The organism is Polymorphospora rubra (assembly GCF_018324255.1).
Lineage (GTDB): Bacteria > Actinomycetota > Actinomycetes > Mycobacteriales > Micromonosporaceae > Polymorphospora > Polymorphospora rubra.
Map to the genome: position 1 here is coordinate 2,111,380 of NZ_AP023359.1, position 17,667 is coordinate 2,129,046.

Below are 17,667 nucleotides of genomic sequence, written 5' to 3' on the forward strand. Positions count from 1 at the left end.
GACTTAGATCACGCGGCGATAACAGCACCACATAGGACCGTCGATACATGCCGGCAGCCAGCAAGGCATTAGTCGGTCGTTAATTTCCTTACAATCATGCCAATGTCGGCTGATGCGGCTTTCGTCCAGTTTTGCAATCGTCCATCGCATACTCGCCGACCCGAACAGCGTCGTCGACACGTTCCGCGACGACACCCGGACGGACAACCACCGGGCCACGACGACTCCCCGGTCGGTCCACAGCGGCGAACGACGGCCACCCAAGGCCGCTCCGGCCGGGTCACTGATGATCTTCATCACCGCCCCGGGTCCGTCGAACGGGTGACAGCGCGGTCGGCAACGGGGGCCTGCGCCCGACTCAGGCGGCGGGTTCCTCGCTGTTGAGTTTGGCCATCCAACCCTCGTTCTGGATCGAGATCACCCGCTCGCAGCCGGCCACGAGTGCGTCGTCGGCAGCGGCGCCGCCCGGCCCGTCGACGTACCGCGCAAGCAGATCCTCCAGCCCGTCCGCCGTACGGGAGAACTCGATCTGCTGGTATTCGTAGCGTTCCGCGGCGGCGTGCGCGACGACGGCGGTGCTGATCGTGGTGATCAGCCCGACCCAGGCGGTCAACCCGGCCGCCGGCACGAATCCGGCGATGGCGGCGAGCACCGCACCGAGCATGGCGAGGCCCAGCTCGATCCGGCGCAGCAGGTTGACGCGGTGGCGCAGTCCGGCCGCCCGGAACCGGTAGTAGCCGTCGATCTGGGCCTGTACCCGGATGCGGACGTACGAGTCGACGTCGTGCACGTCCGGCAGCGGGCGCGGCACCGGGGCGATCCCCGCCACGTGCTGCTCCAGATCGTCGGCGCCGATCATCAGGGCGTCCAGCCGGTCGACCAGCACGGTGGTCCGGTCCTCCCCCCGGTACGGCGTGACACCGGCGAGGTAGGTGTAGATCTCGGTCTTGATCGCCTCGGAGACCGACCGCGCCCGGGTCCAGTCCCGGACCACTGTGGATCCGGCTCCCCTACCGAGCACCGGCACCAGCCCCAGCGACACGGCGGCGAGGCCGGCGAAGACCTTGGCACCGGTCGGCAGCCAACTGATCAGCTGAACCGAGACGGCGCTGAACAGCGCGCCGCCCACGGTGAGGAGCATGGCCCAGAGTCGGGCCCGCCGGATCTGCGCCTTGAGTTGATTGGCACCCTGGGACCAGACGCTCTGCCGCCGCCAGCGGACGGCGAGCACCTCGACCGACGTCGTAGCCGCCATAACGAGAATTCTCGATACTCACCACCAACATCGGTAGTGGCCGATCGGGTCGGCCGCGGCGCGGTCCACATCCGGGTGCCCGACAGAGCCGGGCGGGCCGACGCCCACGACCTGACAGGACGGTCTGGACGAATTCCGCGCGGTTGGAACCTGATGTCGGACGGACGCCAGCCCCGACAGGTGCGAGAATCACGCCTCGTGACGGCTCCCGCGTCCGGCCCACAAACCAGAGTCTCCCTCGCGTCCGATCTCGCCCGGCTGGGCGTCACGCGAGGCGAGACGATCCTGGTGCATACGTCGTTGAGTGCGTTGGGTTGGGTCTGCGGTGGCGCCACCACCGTCGTACACGCCCTGTTGGACGTGCTCGGACCGACCGGCAACCTCGTGGTCACCGCCCAGACGCCGGACAATCGCGACCCGTCGACCTGGACCGAGAACCCGGTGCCGGAGTCGTGGTGGCAGACCATCCGGGACCACCTGCCCGGGTTCGACGCCGCACTCACGCCCAGCACCGCCGTCGGCGTGGTCCCCGAACGGGTACGCACCTGGCCGGGTGCCGTGCGCAGCACCCACCCACAGACCTCGTTCGCCGCCATCGGCCCGCGCGCCGCCGAGCTGATGGAACATCACCTGCTCGAGTCGCCGCTCGGTGACGAGTCGCCGCTGGCCCGGCTGGAGAAGGCCGATGCCCACATCCTGCTGCTGGGGGTCGGCTTCAACCGGTGCACCGCGTTCCACCTCGCCGAATACCGGCTGCCGGCGCCGCCGGCCCGGATCGCCGCGTGCGCGGTGAGCGACGACGCCGGGCGACGCTGGATCGAGTATCCGACGGTCGCCCTCGACGACCGCGACTTCGACCGGCTCGGCGCCGCCTTCGAGGACACGTCCGGGCAGGTCACGGTCGGCCGGGTCGGCGCGGCGCAGTGCCGGCTCCTGCCGATGCGGCCGGCGGTCGAGTTCGCGACAACATGGCTCACGTTCAACCGGCACTGACACCGACGCGGTCGGCCCGCGAGGCCGACATCGCCGCGCCTTTCCCCAGAGGGGTTGTTGTGGAAGAGCACAAGCAGGACATCGACACCGACGTCATCCAGCTTGCCGATTTACCGCTGCACCTGTTGCTGTCCATGGAGGACACCGTGCTCGGGCACTCGCTGCGCCGGGTTGCCGAGGAGGCGATGGCCGGTGCCCGATCCGACGCGGTCTCTGCCTTCAACTCCAGCCTCTGACCCGCCGGCGGTCCCGGCCCTGCGCCTGACGGCGGCCCAGTTCGGCGGGCTGGCCGCCGGCTACGGCGATCCGGCCGCCATCGGGGTCCTGCACGACGGGCAACTCGCCAAACGGCGCCTGCTGCTGCGGGCGCTCGCCGCCGCGGCCGGCCCCGCGGGAAGGCCGCTCTCGACCTGCTGTCCACCGCGGACCGGCAGGCTCCCGAGGCGGTGCGAACCGTGCTGGGGCAGCCGCACCTCGACGCGGCCGCCGCGGCCCGGCTCCGGCAGGGCACCCCTGACGATCTGCTGTGCCGGTACGCGGCCGCGGCCGCCGCCCTGGCCGGGCTGCGGTTCACCATCCGGGTTCCCACCGACGCCGGTCACCTGCACCTGCCCGCCCTCGGCACAGCCGTCGGGGTCGGCCCCGGGCCGGCCACCGTATGCGGGACGTTCACCGGGATCTCCGTGGTCGGCAGCCGCGACACGCTCTCCGTACCGGCACCGTTCGACGCCGGTACCCGCGTGTGGTGGCCGCTGCGGCGGCTGACCGTCGAGGCGTCCGGGCAGCGACTCACCCTCGCCGTCGACGACGTGGATCCGGAGCGGGACTGCTACCAGTGGCCGGCCGCCGACCGGCTCGACGACGCCGGTCTGGCCCGCTTCGCCGCGCTGCTCGGCGACGCCTGGCAGTCGATCGTGGCGGACCATCCCGACCATGCCGCGGCGATTCAGGGTCTACTGTGGGCGATCGTGCCGTTGTCGCCGGCCGCCGGCAACGTCAGCGCGGCGTCCCGTCGCGCCGGCGGCTCGATCGCCCTCGCCGTACCCGCCGACGCGGCCGGTCTCGCCCTGCTGATGCTGCACGAGTTCCAGCACATGAAGCTGAATGCCCTGCTCGATCTGGTCGACCTGTGTTCCGGTGCCGGGCCGCCCCGACACCGGGCGCCCTGGCGCCTCGACCCACGGCCGGTGGGAGCCCTGCTCCAGGGCACGTACGCCCACCTCGCCGTCGCGGACTTCTGGCGGCGCCACCGGCACCGGGCCGCCGCGGCCGGCGCGCACCTGGAATTCGCGTACTGGCTCGCGCAGAGCCGCCAGGGCGCCGCGACGCTTGCCGCCTCCGGCGAGTTGACCGGGCCGGGCGACACCTTCGTCGCCGGACTTGCCGCGACACTCGACGGCTGGCACGCCACCGAAGACGTGCCGGCCGGGGTCCGGGACGCCGTGGCGGACCTGTCGGTCGCGGCCGCGGTGTCATGGCACCTGCGCAACCTGCGGCCCACCGCCGCGACGGTGGCCGGGCTCGCCACGCAGTGGGCGGCCGGAACAGCGCGACCGGACGTGCCGGCCGCGGACTGGGGGCCCGCGCCCCCGCCGGGACCCGCTCCGGTTTCCGGTGTCGAAGCGGCGATCCGTTCCCGCCCGGCCGAGCTGCCCGGAACACCGTCTGATCAGGACGAATGGCTACGGCGGCTCGCCGCCGATCCCGACGACATCGACGCCTGGGCCGGACTCGCCGTCGCCCTGCGACCGGTGGATCCGACCGCCGTACGCGGCCTGACCGCCCGCCCCGAACTGGTCCGGGCACTGTACGCCCACCCGGATGCCGGCGCCGGCGGGCCGCGGCGACTGGCGGCCTGGATCGGCGCCGGCCTGGACCGTTGACCTGGCCGGACGGCGACAGTCCCGTCAGAGCAGCGGCGGCTCCAGATCCGAACTCAGCCGCTGACCGACCCGCACCACCCTGGTCGTCGGATGCTCCTGACCGAGCAACGCGCCGAACTTGGCCAGCACCGACTCGCCGAGCCGGCGCCCCTGCTCGACCTCACCGACCGCGCTCAGCGACAGGGCCAGGTTCGCCTCCGCGGTGAGCGTTTCCGGATGTCCGGGACCGAACACGTCGGCCAGCCGGCGGTACACATCCTCGTCGATCTCCCGCGCCTGCGCCACGTCACCGAGAGAGAACAGGCTGTTCGCCAGGTTGAGCCGGGCCGTCAGCGTGTACGGATGGCTGTCGTTGAGCCGGGCGCCGAACTCGTCGGCGACCTCCGCGGACAGGGCCCGGGCCCGGTCGTGGTCGCCGAGTTCACGGGTGAACACCGCGATGTTGTTGGTGCAGATCAGGCTGAACGTGCGGTTGGCGGGGATGATCCGCTGGTATTCCGCCCGGGCCTCCTCGGCCCGGTCCAGTGCCGACCGCAGGTCGCGCGCCGCCCAGTCGTCACTGGCCAGGTTGAGCAGGCAGGTGACGGTGTCCGGGTGGTTACGGCCCGGCCCGTGCAGGTAGTGCTGCAACGAGATGTCGGTGAGCCGGCGGGCAGCCGCGTACTCGCCGAGCTTGCGCAGCGTCACGGCGAGACTCTTCGCGGTGCGCAGCGTTTCGGTGTGGCTCTCGCCGAGCACCTCCTCGTAGGTCCGCAGGGTCCGTTCGAGGGTCCGGCGGGCGGCCGGGAAGTCGCCGATCTCCCGCAGGTCACGGCCGTAGTTGCCGGCGGAGAACAGGGTGTACGGGTGGCGTTCGCCGAGCACCCGCCGCCGCTTCTCCAGGGTGTCCAGGTCGAGCGCGGCGGCCGCCTGGTGGTCGCCGACCAGGCGCAGCGACACGGCCAGGTTGTTGGCGACCATCAGGCTGTGCGGGTGTTCGTCGGAGAGCGTCGACCGCAGCTGCCGCAGGGTCCGCTCGTCGAGTTCCCGGGCGCCGACGTAGTCGCCGGTCATCCGGTGGTCCGCCGCGAGGCTGCGGGCGGCCATCAGGGTGTACGGGTTGGTTTCGCCGACGGTGGCCTTGAACCGGTCGTACACGTCGTGGTTCTCGTCGTGCGCCTCGCGGTCGTGCCCCTGGGCCCGCAGCACGTTGGCGCGGTGGAAGCGCACCAGCAGGGTCAACCGGTCGTCGGTCCCGAACGTCTCCTCCCACCGGGTCCGCGCCCGCTCCGCGAGCAGCCGGCTGCTCGCGTAGTCGTTGCGTTTGTGCAGGTAACGCACGACATCGATGATGAGCTGGCGGACTTCCGTGGACGTCGACTCCACGGCCTTCGACGGCAGCAGGTGCGGCCACAGTTCGGCGTACCGGGACCAGTGGTCGGGGTTGTCCGGGTCCTTCGGGCTGGGCTGCGCCCCGGCCAGGATCTCGTGCACGTGTCGGCGGTTCTCGTCGCGTTTCTCGGGCGACAGCTCCTCACGGATCATCAGCTGGATCAACCGGTGCACCTGGATGCTGCTCTGCCCCGGGCCCACCTGGGCCAGCGCGTACCGGTTGATCTCCCGGATCACCGGTCCCATCATCAGCGGGTCGGCGAGCGCGGGGTCGTACTCGGTGAGCACCCGCAGACAGCGGTCGCTGTAGATCAGCGAGGTCGGAATGGGTTCGGCGGAGAAGAACGCGCACAGCTCCATCAGCCGGGCGGCGGCCGGCTGGCGCTCGCGTACCTTCTCCAGGGCAAGCTGCCACATGGCGGCGACGGTCTTGGAGTAGCCGCCGGGCACCGGAGCCGAGAGCACGCGTACGAGTTGGCGTTCGATCTGGCGGAGCAGCTCCGGCACCGGGATCAGCGTCTCGGCCAGCCAGGCCGCGGCCTGTTCCAGGGCCAGCGGCAGGTCGCCCATCTTCTCCGCGACCAGTTCCGCGTCGGCGTCCGTGATCGACTCGGCGTGCCGGCGCAGCAGCGCGATGCTCTCCTCGCGGTGGAAGACGCCGACCGCCACCCCCTCGGCCCGGGTGGCCCACGCCGGGTCGCGGGAGGTCAACAGAACGTGCCCCGGCCCGTGCGGGATCAGACCGTCGACGCTCGCCGGATCGTCGACGTTGTCATAGATGATCAACCAGCGGGCGTACGGCCGGCCCTGCTGGAGCGCGGTCAGTACGGTGCGTACGGTCTCGTCGGAGTCGTTGCCGGCCGGCAGCCCGAGTTCCTGGCCCAGTTCGACGAGCCGGGCCCGCACGACGCTCTCCTGCTCGGCCGAAATCCACCAGACCACGTCGTAGTCGGCGGCGAACCGGTTGGCGTACTCGCGGGCGACCTGGGTCTTTCCGACGCCGGCCATGCCGTGCAACGCCTGTGGGAGGGTACGGCTGACCCTGGTCGCGAGCCGGTCCCGCAGGTCGTCGAGGATTCCGACCCGGCCGGTGAACGTGCTGTAGCGGGGCTGGATGTTGCGCACCCGGGGCTGCCCGGTCGGGAACCGCGGCCGCCGGCCACCGGCCGACTCGGCGCGCGGATCGCCGTCCGGGGGCGCCGCCTCCAGGCCCAGCGCCTCCAGCAGGAGTTCGCTGGCCTGCTGCTCGGTGCGGTCGGACAGGTCGATCTGGGTGCGGTCGAGGTAGGGCGGCGGCGGTCGGGTGGCGTCGAGCCGGGCCACCACGACCGAGCGGGGCACCGGCCCGCTGCCGGCCCCGACCAGCCGTTTCCACAGGTCGGTGGCGCCCGGTGCGGCCAGGAAGTCGCGGGAGAGCAGCACGAGCGCGGCGCTGGTGGTACGCACCAGCCGTTCGGCCTCGGCCATCCGGCCGCCGCCCGGCCTGGCGTCGATCTCGTGCAGCACCGCCTGCATGCCCGCGTCGGCGAGTTCGGCCGCGATCCACTCGGCCCACAGCCGGTCCACCGCCGAGTACGTCAGGAACACCTCGGAGATCTCCGACGGGCGCAGCCGCTGCCGCTCGAAATCGGCGAGCCGCCGCAGCCGTTCGCGCTCCTCGATCGGGGCGTTGTGCTGCACCTCGCCGCCGGTCAGCACCGAGGTCAGCCGCTCGTACGCCCCCAGCAGCGAGTTGTCCTGATAGGGCCGGTCACCGAAGGTGGAAAGGATCTCCTCGTACGCGTAGTAGGCCCGGTACGGGATCTCGACGTTGCCCCAGTAGCGGTCGACCTGCGCGGGGTCGAGGTGGGCGAGCATCGGCCGGAACCGTAGCCGGGCGAAGTCGCGGCCGGCCTCCACCTTGCCCTGCTCGCCGTCCTCGACCCGCATCGGCGCCGGCAGCATCCGCACCGGCCGGTCGCCGCGCTGGGTCTGGATGGAGTACGCGACCGCGGCCGCGCCCTCGATGCTCTGGGTGTTCATCGTGAAGCAGTTGACGACCGTGTCGGGCAGCAGCACCGTACAGATCCCGGCCGCGTCGCTCAGGCCGGTGCGGCTGTCGATGAGCACGTGGTCGTAGTTGGCCCTCAGGTCGTCGCGGAGCGCCTGGAGGAAAACGCCGCCATGCTGGCGCTCGAAGAATCCGTTCCAGTCGAAGGTCGTCACCGCACGCGAATAGTGCCGGTCCTGGCGGCCGGCGGGAACGAAGTCCAGCATGCCGCCGTCGGGGAAGTGATCCCACTCGATCGTGGACGCGTAGTCCAGGATCCGGGCGTGGTCGCGGTGCCAGCCCGGCTGGCTGGGTCCGTTGGGGTCCAGGGTCGCCTCGGCGAACGAACGGATCATGTCGATGATGCCGGGCGAGGAACGCAACTGCTTGTCGACCAGGAACGGGTGCAGATATCGGTGCAGGCCGGGTGACTCCAGGTCCCAGTCGATGACCAGGACCCGTTTGCCGCTGCTGGCCAGGATCCACGCGACGTTGGCGACCGCCATGGTGCGGCCGGTGCCGCCCTTGTACGAGTAGAAGGTGATGATCTCGCCGCCGGCATCGGACCCGGCCGTGGGCTCGGCGGCGGGCTCGGCGGCCGGCTCGGGCTCGGTGGCCGCCACGGCCGTCCTGCTGGGCGTCTGTCTGACCGTCATGGCTCGCTCCTGTCCGGTCGTGGCCTCGGGCGTCCGCGCCCCGTTACGGGTTCTCGAGGAAGGGACGGTCGAACCGGATCTCCCCCTGCGGGATCCGGTAGATGTGCCCCCTGGTGATCACCCGGCTCCAGGCCTCTTCGAGCACCTCTTCCAGGCACTGTCCGAAGCTTTCCGGGTTGGGAATGCCGAGCCGGAACATCTCCTGGTCGGGCCGGGTGACGTTACGGGGCAGCAGGCGCTTGCACTCCAGGTCGAGCTGTGCCCAGTGTGACTGGTTCTCGGCGATGGCCGGGTTCCAGGGCGCGAGTACGGCCGTGGTCGGGCCACTGTTCTCGTCGTAGCGTTGCAGGGCCAGGCGTTGGGCCTGGAGTTGACTGGACCAGGCGTCCAGGAGCAGCACGACGATCTGGTTGTTGCGGAACGCCGTCTCCAGCCGGTCGGTGATGCCCTCGATCGAGGCGACCTCGGCCCCGAAATCGCGCTGCATCGCCAACCCGCTCGCCAGGTCGGAGACCGACGTCAGCGGATCGGGATGGTAGGGCGCCCAGGAGTGGTCGTGGCTGCCGTAGGCGCCGAGTTCGGACCGGACCGGCGACATCTCCTCCCGGCTGCCGGCGGAGACCACGAAGTGCACGTGTTTGACCGTCGGCCGGGCCTCGACCGGCTCACGCGGCGCCGGCACCGGCGGGCCGGCGAAGGCGTTGGGCACCAGGCGCAGGACCGGCTTGTCGACCGGTGGCGGCAGCGGATGGTCGTCGTGCAACGCCACGATCGTGCTGGCCAGTTCGGCGATGAACTGGAACTTCCGGTCCCGGTAGCGGCCCTGCCGCATCAGGTCCCGCAGTCCGATCGGACGGTCGTTCTGGTCGAGACCGAGCTGCGGGTACTGCAGTCTCGCGGCGACCGGGTGCACCTCGGTGCCGGCCATCCACATCACCGGGATCAACGACGGCGGGCGGATGCCCTGCTCGATCCGGTGCTGGTCCAGCCGGCCGTCGAAGACCGACCACTCCTGGCCGCAGTTGACGCTCTTGAAGTATCGCGGCGCCATCAGTGCGATGAAGGTGTGGGCCTGGGACAGCGCGGTCGCCAGTTCGTCGGGCCATTCCGTGCCCGGCTCGATGGTGCTGGTGTCGAAGAAGCCGACGCGTTCGTGGCGGCCCAGTCCGGCATGGGCGCGCACCTCGGCGCTGAGAAGGTCGAAGAACTTCTTCTTCCACGGATCGTCGTCGCCCCGGGCGTAACTGAGAAAGAAATACTGTCCCACCACGTCCTCCGACCCGCCGAAAGGCTTTCAGACAGCCGGTAACACGCATGCTGTGCAGCGAGTATATCCACGCCTTCCAACATGGAATGGGCCCCGATCTTCCGAGGCAGCCGATTAGGATAAATGGGACCGAGAATTGTCGATCATCACTCGACAGAGTGAACCGCCGGCACCCGAAGGTCTGCGGACAGCCGTCGGTGGACGTGCCCGATCAGCCGATAGAGATCGACACAGTAGACGGACGGGTTACGGAATCCGGAACCGGACCGGTAGCGGTGCGGAAAACAGCCGCCGCCGCAGGTACGTACGACGTCGCACCGGCCACACTGGTCGGACAGGGCCGCCGGCCCCAACTGCCGGGCCACCACCGCCGGATGCCACAGTGCCGCGTCGAACGCGTCGGTGTCGACGTTGCGGCCGGTCGCGGGCGCACCCGGGTACGCCGACTTGAGTGTGTCGACCTGCTCCACCGCGCCGTCGGTGTCCACGACCGCCGTCACGTACGGGCTCAACCCGACCGACTCCGACCGACCCGGACCGCCGAACAGCAGGTGGATGATCTCCTCGAAGAGCCGGATCCCGGTCTCCCGCCGCGGCGCGTCGTACCACCGGTCGAAGACCGCGACGAGCCAGTCCGCGTACGGGGTGGCGTGGGTGGGCGGCCGGCCCGGCGGCGGGCTGGACCAGTTGCCGTGCGGCAGCAGCAGGTCGATCATCGGCGGGGCGAAGGAGAGCAGCGCCTCGTACGTGCCGACCGGGTCGTTGGCCAGGTCGACCGTACACAGCAGACCGGCGAACATGTCCCCGAACTCGGCACCGGTGAGCAGGTCGAGGCCGGCCCGGACCTGTGCGTAACTGCCCCGCCCGTCAGCGAACCGGCGGTGCCGGTCGTTGCCGACCGCGTCGCCGTCCAGGCTCACCCCGACCCGGTAGCCGTGCCGGCGCAGCGCCGAGAGCATCGGCCGGTCGAGAAGGATCCCGTTGGTCTGCACGCTCAACGACAGGTCGGTGCCCGTCGGCAGCAGCGCACGCAGGAGCTCCGCGGTCCGCTCGACGGCGCCCGTACCGGCCAGGAGCGGCTCTCCGCCGTGCAGCACCACGGAAACCCCGGCGAGCCCATGGGCGCGGGCGTGTTCGGCGATCCGCTCGCAGACCCGGGTGTGCACCGCCGTGGACATGACCTTCGGCCGGGACCGCCAACTCTGGTCGGCCATCGTGTAGACGTAGCAGTAGTCGCAGGCCAGGTTGCAGCGGGCATGCACCTTGACGATGAACTGCCGGAACGGCGCCGGTCGCCAGCCGGCCCGGCGCAGCGCCGCCAGATCGATGTCCTCGGGCCACTGCGCCGACCGGCTCACTCGATGCCGCCCGCCCCGAGCAGCACCTTGATCTCCGAACGGAACGCGACGTCGTTGGCGACCTTGATCTCCGCGCCGAGGGCCAGCCGGAGGTCTGCCCCGGCACCGGCCGGCTTGCGCAGCCGCATCTGGACCGGTACGTCGCCGGGATGGGCGAGCAGTACGCGCTTCAACTCCTGCGCGAACTCGGCGGTGACCTTGTCCATGGCGGTGACCAGCACGATCGGCGGCTCACCGCCTTCGACCACACTGGACACGTCCAGGATCGCCATGTCCTGACCGAACACGCTGACCTCGCCGTCGCGCCGGCTGACGTGACCGGAAATCTTCACCACGGTGTCCTCGATCATGTACTGCCCGAGCAGTTCGTAGGACTTGGGAAAGAACAGCACCTCGACGCTACCGCTGAGGTCCTCCAGGTGCACGATCGCCCACGACGCACCCTGCTTGGTGATCTTCCGGGTGACGCCGGAGATCATGCCGGCGAGCACCACCGGCTTACGGTCCGGGGTGTCCTCACCGAGGATCTCGCTGACCATCTGTTCGCAGTTGGCCTTGAGGATCCGCTCGGTGCCGGCCAGCGGGTGGTCGGAGACGTACAGGCCGAGCATGTCGCGCTCGAAGGCGAGCTTCTCCTTCTTGTGCCACTCCTGCCCGCTGAAGGCCAGGTCGAGACCGACGACCGACGACTCGCTCGGCGTGTCGGTCAGCCCGCCGAACAGGTCGAACTGCCCGGCGGCCTCCTGCCGCTTGAGGCCGACGACGGCGTCGATCGCCGTCTCGTGGTGGATGACGAGGTCACGCCGGGTGTGGCCCATCTCGTCGAAGCCGCCCGCCTTGATCAGCGATTCCACCGTGCGCTTGTTGCAGACGACCAGCTCGACCTTTGACAGGAAGTCGGAGAACGACGTGTACGCCCCCTTCTCCTGCCGGGACTTCACGATCGACGACACCACGTTGGCGCCGACGTTGCGTACGGCGCCGAGGCCGAAGCGGATGTCGCGGCCGACCGGGGTGAAGGCCAGGGCGGACTCGTTGACGTCCGGCGGCAGCACCTTGATCCCCATGCTGCGGCACTCGGCCAGGTAGAGCGCCATGGTGTCCTTCTTGTCACCGACCGAGGTCAGCAGGCCCGCCATGTACTCGGCCGGATAGTTCGCCTTCAGGTATGCGGTCCAGTAGCTGATCAGGCCGTACGCGGCGGAGTGCGCCTTGTTGAACGCGTAGCCGGCGAACGGCACCAGGACGTCCCAGACCGCCTGGCACGCCTCCTTGGAGTATTCGCGCTCGAGCATGCCCTGCTGGAACGGCACGAACTCCTTGTCGAGGATCTCCTTCTTCTTCTTGCCCATCGCGCGCCGGAGCAGGTCGGCCTGGCCGAGCGTGTAGCCGGCCAGTTTCTGCGCGACACGCTGCACCTGCTCCTGGTAGACGATCAGGCCGTAGGTGTCGGCCAGGATCTCCTTGAGCGGATCGGCGAGTTGCGGGTGGATCGGGGTGATCTCCTGCTGGCCGTTCTTACGCAGCGCGTAGTTGATGTGCGAGTTGACGCCCATCGGGCCGGGCCGGTAGAGGGCGCCGACGGCGGAGATGTCCTCGAAGTTGTCCGGCTTCATCAGCCGCAGCAGCGACCGCATCGGCCCACCGTCGAACTGGAAGACGCCGAGCGTGTCGCCCCGGCCGAGCAGGTCGAAGGTGGGCTTGTCGTCGAGCGGCAACTTGAGCAGGTCGATCTTGAGTCCGGCGGTCGCCTCGATGTTCTTCAGCGCGTCGTCGATGATCGTCAGGTTGCGCAGGCCGAGGAAGTCCATCTTCAGCAGCCCGAGCGACTCGCAGGTCGGATAGTCGAACTGCGTGATGATGGTGCCGTCGGCGTCGCGCTGGACCAGCGGCACGTGGTCGATCAGCGGCTCGGCCGACATGATGACGCCGGCGGCGTGCACGCCGAGCTGGCGGACCAGACCCTCCAGCCCCTTGGCGACCTCCATCACCTTGGCCACGTCGGCCTCGTTGGCGGTCAGCTCACGGACCGCGGCGGCCTCGGCGTACCGGGGGTGGTTGGGGTCGAAGATGCCGGACAGCGGGATGTCCTTGCCCAGCACCGCCGGCGGCATCGCCTTGGTGATCTTGTCACCGAGGGCGTACGGGAAGCCGAGCACCCGGCAGCCGTCCTTGATGGCGGCCTTCGCCTTGATGGTGCCGAAGGTCGCAATCTGCGCGACCCGGTCCGAGCCCCACTTCTCCGTGACGTAGCGGATCACGTCACCGCGCCCACGCTCGTCGAAGTCGATGTCGATATCGGGCATCTGGACACGTTCGGGGTTGAGGAACCGCTCGAAGATCAGGCCGTGCTGGAGCGGGTCCAGGTCGGTGATGCCCAGCGCGTACGCGACGATGCTCCCCGCCGCCGAACCACGCCCCGGTCCGACCGAGATGCCGTTGTTCTTCGCCCACATGATGAAGTCGGAGACCACGAGGAAGTAGGCCGGGAAGCCCATCTCGCAGATGACGTCGAGTTCGTACTCGGCCTGCTTGCGGCGGGTCTCGTCGTAGCCGTCCGGCCACCGGCGGTCCATGCCGGCCCAGACCTCCTTGCGGAACCAGGTCGACTCGGTCTCGCCCTCGGGAACCGGGAACTTCGGCATGAGGTTCCGGAACTTGAACATCCCCTCGGTCTCGACCCGGGAGGCGATGAGCAGGGTGTTGCGGCAGCCCTCCTGCCAGGCGTCGGACAGGTCGTGGCCGTACATCTCCTCGGCGGACTTGATGTAGTAGCCGCCGCCGTCGAACCGGAACCGGTTGGGGTCGGACAGGTTACTCCCGGTCTGCACGCAGAGCAGCGCGTCGTGTGCCTCGACCTGGGAGGCGAAGGTGTAGTGCGAGTCGTTGGTCACCACCGGGGGGATGCCGAGCCGGCGGCCGATCTCCAGCAGGCCGTCCCGGACCCGCTTCTCGATCTCCAGACCGTGGTCCATGAGTTCGAGGAAGAAGTTTTCCTTGCCGAAGATGTCCTGGTATTTGGCCGCCGCCGCCTCGGCCTCCTTGACGTGCCCCAGCCGCAGGCGGGTCTGCACCTCGCCGGACGGGCAGCCGGTGGTGGCCATGATGCCGGCGGCGTGCTCGGAGATCAGGTCGGCGTCCATCCGGCCCTTGACGTAGTGGCCCTCGATCGACCCCCGCGAGTTGAGGCGGAAGAGGTTGTGCAGGCCCTCGGCGTTGCGGGCCCACATCGTCATGTGGGTGAAGGCGCCGTTACCCGAGACGTCGTCGCGCTTCTGGTCCGGGTTACCCCAGTTGATCCGCTTCTTGTCGAATCGGGAGGCCGGCGCGAGGTACGCCTCGATCCCGATGACCGGTGTGATGCCCGTCGCCTTGGCCTGCTGGAAGAAGTCGTACGCCCCGTGCATGTTGCCGTGGTCGGTGACGGCCACCGCGGGCATCCCGAGCCGGGCCGCTTCGCCGAACATCTCCTTGAGGCGGGCCGCTCCGTCCAGCATCGAGTACTCGGAATGCACATGCAGATGGACGAACTGGTCAGCCACAGGATTCTCCCCCCACGTGAGATGCCGCCAGGCACGGCGGCGCGAAGCCCACCTGACCCTAGCGCTGTCCCGGCGCGGGGGTGGATAGGGCGTCCGGCGCGTCCCGCCGACGCCACGCCGACCGCCGGAGGCCGATTGCCCAATGAAGTTACCGAGAAGTAACATACTGCCCATGTCCATCGACTCGCGGCAGGTGGCCGCAGGAATGCTCCAGGCTGTTCCGTTCGCCCGGACGCTCGGTATCGAGTTCGTCGACGTGGCCGAGGGTCCCGATGGGCTGCACGCGATCGTGCGCCTACCGGACTCCGGGGCGACCCACAACCACGTCGGCGGGCCGCACGCCGGCGCCATGTTCACCCTCGGCGAGACCGCCTCCGGCGCGGTCGTGCTCGCCGGCTTCGGGCACCTGCTCGACCGCGCCGTACCGCTCGCTGTACGCGCCGAGATCGCGTACAAGAAGCTGGCCATGGGACCGGTGCGGGCGACGGCCCGGCTCGGCCGGCCGGTCGCCGAGGTCGAGGCCGAACTCGCCGCCGGCACCCGGCCGGAGTTCCCGGTCCTGGTGGAGATCTCCACCGAGGGCGAGGGGGCACGGACCACCGCCGAGTTGACCGTGGTCTGGACGCTGCGCCCGCAGTGACCCCCGGGATTTCCCTGATCCGTCCCTGAATCCGGCCGGCGGACCTGGACGCCTCCTCGATAGGAAGACACGCTACATGTAGCTGTCCGACCTATCGAGGAGGTTCTCGGTGACCACCACCGGTCCCCGTCCCCGCCGGCCGATCCGTCTGCTCGTCGGCATACTCGTCGCGGTCGTCGTGCTCTGCTGCTGCGGCAGCGCCGGGATCACCGGTTGGCTGCTGCTGCGGCCGGGAATCGACACCGCCGGAAAGGTCGACTTCCGCAACCCGCTCGCCGTGCCACCGCTGGCCCCGTCCCGTATCGACGACGAGGGACGGCGGGTGTTCGACCTGCGGGCGCAGGCCGGCCAGCGCGACTTCGGCCAGGGTGCGGCCACCCGGACCTGGGGGTTCGAGGGTGACTACCTCGGACCGACCCTGCGGGCCGCCCGCGGCGAGCGGGTCGTCGTCGACGTCGTCAACGGGCTCCCCGAGCCGACCAGCGTGCACTGGCACGGCATGCGCCTGCCCGCGGTGATGGACGGCGGCCCGCACCAGGAGGTCCGCCCCGGCGCCACCTGGTCACCCACCTGGACGGTCGACCAGCCGGCGGCCACCCTCTGGTATCACCCGCACCCGCACGGGAAGACCGAGGAGCACGTCTACCGCGGCCTCGCCGGCATGTTCATCGTCGACGACGAGCGGGAGGGGGCGCTCCCACTCCCCCGCGACTACGGCGTCGACGACTTCCCGGTGATCGTCCAGGACAAGAACTTCGACCGGGACGGACAACTGCGAGTCACCCGCAACATGTTCTCCGACATCGGGACGCTCGGCGACACCCTGCTGGTCAACGGCACCGTCGCGCCCTATCTGGACGTCACCACCGAGCGGGTCCGGCTCCGGCTGCTCAACGGCTCCACCGCCCGGACGTACGACTTCGGCCTCGCCGACGACCGACCGTTCGCACTCATCGGCACCGACGGTGGCCTGCTCGCCGCCCCACACACCACCCGGCGCATCACGCTGTCGCCGGGTGAACGGGCCGAGATCGTCGTCGACCTGCGGGCCGGTGAACGGGTCGCCGTACGCAGCTTCCCGCCCGCACTCGGCAACGTCTTCTCCGACCGGTTCGCGGGCGGCCGGGACACCTTCGACGTGCTCGAACTGCGGGCCGCCGGCACCCTCGCGACAGCGCCCGACCTGCCCGACCAGCTCGTTCCGGTCGAGCGCATCGATCCGGCATCGGCCGTCACGACCCGGTCGCTCGACTTCGCCGGCCGGTCGATCGGCGGCAGAAGCATGGACCTGGGCCGGATCGACGCCACCGTCGTCCGGGGCAGCGTCGAGATCTGGGAGGTCACCAAACTCGACGGCACCCCGCACAACCTCCACGTGCACGACGTGCAGTTCCAGGTGCTGTCGATCGGCGGCGACCCGCCACCGCCACACCTGGCCGGCTGGAAGGACACCATCCTCCTGCCCGACGACGACCCCGTACGGATCATCATGCGGTTCGGCGACCATGCCGACCCGAACATGCCGTACATGTACCACTGCCACCTGCTCTACCACGAGGACCAGGGAATGATGGGCCAGTTCGTGGTGGTCGAGCCGGGTCAGTCGGCGGGCACACCACCGCGCGGCGGGGCGGGACACTCGCACGGACAGTGAGTGCCCCGCCTCCGCGCGGCAGGGTTTCAGCAGCCCTCGACGCGGTTAGATTGACCTGGTGCTCGGTCTACCCGCTGACGTGACCGCCTGTCTGTTCGACCTCGACGGCGTCCTGACCCAGACCGCCCGGGTGCACAACGCGGCCTGGACGGAAACCTTCGACGCCTACCTGCGCCGGCGCTCGGCCGCGACCGGCGAGCCGTTCCGGCCGTTCGACCCCGGCCCCGACTACCACCGGTACGTCGACGGCCGGCCGCGCGCCGACGGCGTACGGACGTTCCTCGCCTCGCGCGGCATCACGCTGCCGGAGGGGACGCCCGACGACCCGGGGACCGCCGACACGGTCAACGGGATCGGCAACGGCAAGAACGCCATCGTGCTGCGCCGGATCGCCGCCGGTGACGTGGAGGTCTTCGACGGATCGGTCGCCTACCTGCACGCGGTCGCCCGGGCCGGGATCCGCCGGGCGGTCGTCTCCGCCAGCGCGAACTGCCGCGAGGTGCTCGCCGCCGCCGGCATCGAGGACCTGTTCGAGGTACGCGTCGATGGCATCGTCGCGCGCGAACAGGGACTGCCCGGCAAGCCGGCGCCGGACACCTTCCTGGCCGCGGCCCGGATGCTGGGGGTCGAGCCGGCCCGGGCCGCGGTCTTCGAGGACGCGCTCGCCGGCGTCGAGGCCGGCCGCGCCGGCAGCTTCGGCCTGGTGGTCGGCGTCGACCGGGTCGGCCAGGCCGACGCGCTGCGCGCCCACGGCGCCGACGTGGTCGTCTCCGACCTGTCCCAATTGCTCGCCACGGATGAGGTCGTGAGCGAGCGCAGCGAGCGAACCAGCAAACTCAGTGCCAATCATGACGACGGTGAGCGAAGCGAGGCGGCGTCGTGAGCGAGCGCAGCGAGCGAACCAAGCAGCTCAGTGCCAATCATGACGACGGTGAGCGAAGCGAGGCGGCGTCGTGAGCGAGCGCAGCGAGCGAACCAAGCAGCTCAGTGCCAATCATGACGACGGTGAGCGAAGCGAG

At 70.1% G+C, this 17,667-nt stretch carries 12 protein-coding genes; 7 read left to right on the plus strand and 5 right to left on the minus strand.

The features are described 5' to 3' along the window. Positions 1-112: 112 nt before the first annotated feature. Positions 113-325, plus strand: coding sequence for a hypothetical protein (locus tag Prubr_RS09670; RefSeq protein ID WP_212824083.1), 213 nt, complete (start codon positions 113-115; stop codon positions 323-325). Between the two features lie 33 nt (positions 326-358). Here the strand turns inward: Prubr_RS09670 and Prubr_RS09675 are convergent, their stop codons facing one another. Continuing rightward, positions 359-1,255 (minus strand): DUF4231 domain-containing protein, encoded by an 897-nt coding sequence (locus Prubr_RS09675; RefSeq protein ID WP_212824085.1) that lies wholly within the window; start codon positions 1,253-1,255, stop codon positions 359-361. 198 nt (positions 1,256-1,453) lie between these two features. Here Prubr_RS09675 and Prubr_RS09680 point away from each other — a divergent pair, with 198 nt between their 5' ends. The 3 genes from Prubr_RS09680 (at position 1,454) to Prubr_RS09690 (ending at position 4,131) form a co-directional block, all read left to right on the plus strand. Beyond that, positions 1,454-2,248 carry an AAC(3) family N-acetyltransferase gene (locus tag Prubr_RS09680; protein ID WP_425517996.1) on the plus strand — a complete coding sequence of 265 codons (795 nt, stop codon included), beginning with the start codon at positions 1,454-1,456 and terminating at the stop codon, positions 2,246-2,248. Positions 2,249-2,307: 59 nt separating this feature from the next. Then, positions 2,308-2,484, plus strand: a complete 177-nt coding sequence (gene fxsA, locus Prubr_RS09685) for an FxSxx-COOH cyclophane-containing RiPP peptide (RefSeq protein WP_212824089.1) — start codon at positions 2,308-2,310, stop codon at positions 2,482-2,484. 210 nt (positions 2,485-2,694) lie between these two features. Further along, on the plus strand, positions 2,695-4,131 hold the full coding sequence (locus Prubr_RS09690) for an aKG-HExxH-type peptide beta-hydroxylase (protein WP_246568514.1): 1,437 nt from the start codon (positions 2,695-2,697) through the stop codon (positions 4,129-4,131). 24 nt (positions 4,132-4,155) lie between these two features. Here the strand turns inward: Prubr_RS09690 and fxsT are convergent, their stop codons facing one another. The 4 genes from fxsT to dnaE all read right to left on the minus strand — a co-directional run bounded on the left by fxsT (position 4,156) and on the right by dnaE (position 14,354). Next, the gene (gene fxsT, locus Prubr_RS09695; RefSeq protein ID WP_212824091.1) at positions 4,156-8,187 is read right to left on the minus strand and encodes an FxSxx-COOH system tetratricopeptide repeat protein; all 4,032 of its coding nucleotides are present in this window, start codon (positions 8,185-8,187) and stop codon (positions 4,156-4,158) included. A gap of 43 nt (positions 8,188-8,230) precedes the next feature. Further along, positions 8,231-9,454, minus strand: coding sequence for a TIR-like protein FxsC (locus Prubr_RS09700; RefSeq protein WP_212824093.1), 1,224 nt, complete (start codon positions 9,452-9,454; stop codon positions 8,231-8,233). Between the two features lie 146 nt (positions 9,455-9,600). Next, complete coding sequence (locus tag Prubr_RS09705) at positions 9,601-10,812, minus strand: FxsB family cyclophane-forming radical SAM/SPASM peptide maturase (protein ID WP_212824095.1); 1,212 nt, start codon at positions 10,810-10,812, stop codon at positions 9,601-9,603. Beyond that, on the minus strand, positions 10,809-14,354 hold the full coding sequence (gene dnaE / locus Prubr_RS09710; RefSeq protein WP_212824097.1) for a DNA polymerase III subunit alpha: 3,546 nt from the start codon (positions 14,352-14,354) through the stop codon (positions 10,809-10,811). The genes Prubr_RS09705 and dnaE overlap by 4 nt, the downstream gene beginning before the upstream one ends. Positions 14,355-14,526: 172 nt before the next feature. Here dnaE and Prubr_RS09715 point away from each other — a divergent pair, with 172 nt between their 5' ends. From Prubr_RS09715 to Prubr_RS09725, 3 genes are all read left to right on the plus strand, one after another. Beyond that, entirely contained in the window at positions 14,527-14,994 is a 468-nt protein-coding gene (locus tag Prubr_RS09715; protein ID WP_212824099.1) for a DUF4442 domain-containing protein, read from the plus strand. A gap of 109 nt (positions 14,995-15,103) precedes the next feature. Beyond that, positions 15,104-16,648 carry a multicopper oxidase family protein gene (locus Prubr_RS09720; RefSeq protein ID WP_212824101.1) on the plus strand — a complete coding sequence of 515 codons (1,545 nt, stop codon included), beginning with the start codon at positions 15,104-15,106 and terminating at the stop codon, positions 16,646-16,648. Positions 16,649-16,706: 58 nt separating this feature from the next. Further along, positions 16,707-17,531 carry an HAD family hydrolase gene (locus Prubr_RS09725; RefSeq protein WP_212824103.1) on the plus strand — a complete coding sequence of 275 codons (825 nt, stop codon included), beginning with the start codon at positions 16,707-16,709 and terminating at the stop codon, positions 17,529-17,531. Positions 17,532-17,667: the final 136 nt, after the last annotated feature.